Below are 1,878 nucleotides of genomic sequence, written 5' to 3' on the forward strand. Positions count from 1 at the left end.
AGAATCTGTTACACCCTCGCATTATGCTTCCAAAAGTGTTTTGATGCGTTGACCATAATCGCTATCAGCTTTTAAGAAATGCTCAACCATTCTCAATTGCACATCTTCACTTGCTTGGCTCAATGTACCTGCAATGGTTTCAACTAAACGCTGCTTTTCTTCTTCACTAAAGATGCGGTACAAATTACCCGCCTGAGTATAGTCATCTTGGTCATAACGGCTATATCTTGCAGCCTCGCCATCAAGTCTTAGTGGCGGCTCAATAAATTGAGACGGCTCTTGAAGTGCTGCCGGAGCAGTGCTTGGGCCGTAATTGGCACTTGAATCTGCACCTGTTTGACTGCCGTTATATGGGCATTGTGTCCCTGCCATAGCCCCTGCACGTTGATGATGGTTAGCTTTAGCGGCATGAGGACAATTTACCGGTAATTGGTTGTAATTAGTTCCAATACGATAACGCTGAGCATCTGCATAAGAGAACAAGCGTGCTTGCAACATTTTATCAGGTGAAGCGCCGACACCAGGAACCAAGTTACTTGGTGCTAATGCAACTTGCTCAACTTCAGCAAAGTAGTTGTCTGGCATACGATTTAACTCAAGTTCGCCAATTTCAATTAATGGATAATCTGCATGTGGCCATACTTTGGTTAAATCGAATGGGTTTATTGCATAATCATTGGCGTCTGCTTCAGGCATTATCTGCACTTTTACAGCCCACTTAGGGAAGTTACCATCGGCGATAGCTGCAACCATGTCACGTTGCGATGAGTCAGGATCAATACCTTTTAAAATATCAGCTTGCCCTGCAGTTAAGTTCACTACACCTTGCTGTGATTTAAAGTGGAACTTGACCCAGTAACGCTCACCTTTGGCATTCCATAATGAGAAAGTATGTGAACCATAGCCGTGCATTTGACGGTAATTAGCTGGGATACCGCGATCTGACATTAAAATAGTCACTTGATGCATGGCTTCTGGGTTTAATGACCAGAAATCCCACATTGCTTGCGGATCTTTCAAATTAGTCTGCGGGTTACGCTTTTGGGTATGAATAAAGTCAGGGAATTTAATGCCGTCACGTAAGAAGAATGTCGGAGTGTTATTCCCCACAATGTCATGATTACCGCGGGCAGTATAAAAACGTAAACCAAAACCACGAGGATCACGCTCTGCATCGGCGCTACCCATCTCGCCGCCAACAGTTGAGAAGCGAATGAAGGTCTCAGTTTGCTTGCCCACACCATTAAAGTGATCAGCCAAGGTGAAATCACTTAGGTCTTTAGTTAAGGTAAAAGTACCATAAACACCGGTACCTTTTGCATGTACTACTCGCTCAGGAATACGCTCACGGTTAAAGTGGGCTAATTTTTCAATTAAGTGCCAATCTTGTAATAATAATGGACCACGCTCACCTGCTGATAATGAATTTTGGTCATCAGCTATTGGGGCACCATTTTGGCTAGTTAAGTAATTGTTATTATCCATTTGTTACTCCTGATTTGTGACATCTAGCCACTGCTCAATTAAATCAAATACTGTCGCCACGATATTTCTCCTGGCTGCGTTTCATTGAAATCATAATAACCGCAGCGAAAATAAAGTTAAAACGATTAAGATGAATTGCTACAATCTATTTTTACGATTCACTAGCAAAAAAAATGGCGAAGCATTCGCCTCACCATTTAATGATATTTAAATACAATTGAGTCATTACTGATCTCACACCAAATTAAGTGTAAATATTGCATCAATAGTTTACAAGCTGATTACCTGTGCAACTAGAAGGCAACTATATACGTAGATAAAACGACAAACTTAAAGGGTTTATTCTGATCTAGTTTCAGGTTCTTTATACAGTTTTATTAAATAATAAATATC

1 protein-coding gene is annotated in these 1,878 nt (G+C 41.1%); it reads right to left on the reverse strand.

Annotated elements, in window-relative coordinates:
* Positions 1-21 precede the first annotated feature (21 nt).
* Positions 22-1,485 carry a catalase KatB gene (katB, locus tag BCU91_RS07395; protein WP_102531209.1) on the reverse strand — a complete coding sequence of 488 codons (1,464 nt, stop codon included), beginning with the start codon at positions 1,483-1,485 and terminating at the stop codon, positions 22-24.
* Between the last annotated feature and the right edge of the window lie 393 nt (positions 1,486-1,878).

The sequence above is a fragment of the Shewanella sp. 10N.286.52.B9 genome (assembly GCF_002873635.1).
Taxonomy (GTDB): Bacteria; Pseudomonadota; Gammaproteobacteria; order Enterobacterales; family Shewanellaceae; genus Shewanella.

Bases quoted from the DNA above. Each gene is read 5' to 3' on its own strand.
- katB (WP_102531209.1), bottom strand. From the start codon at position 1,485: ATGGATAATAACAATTACTTAACTAGCCAAAATGGTGCCCCAATAGCT.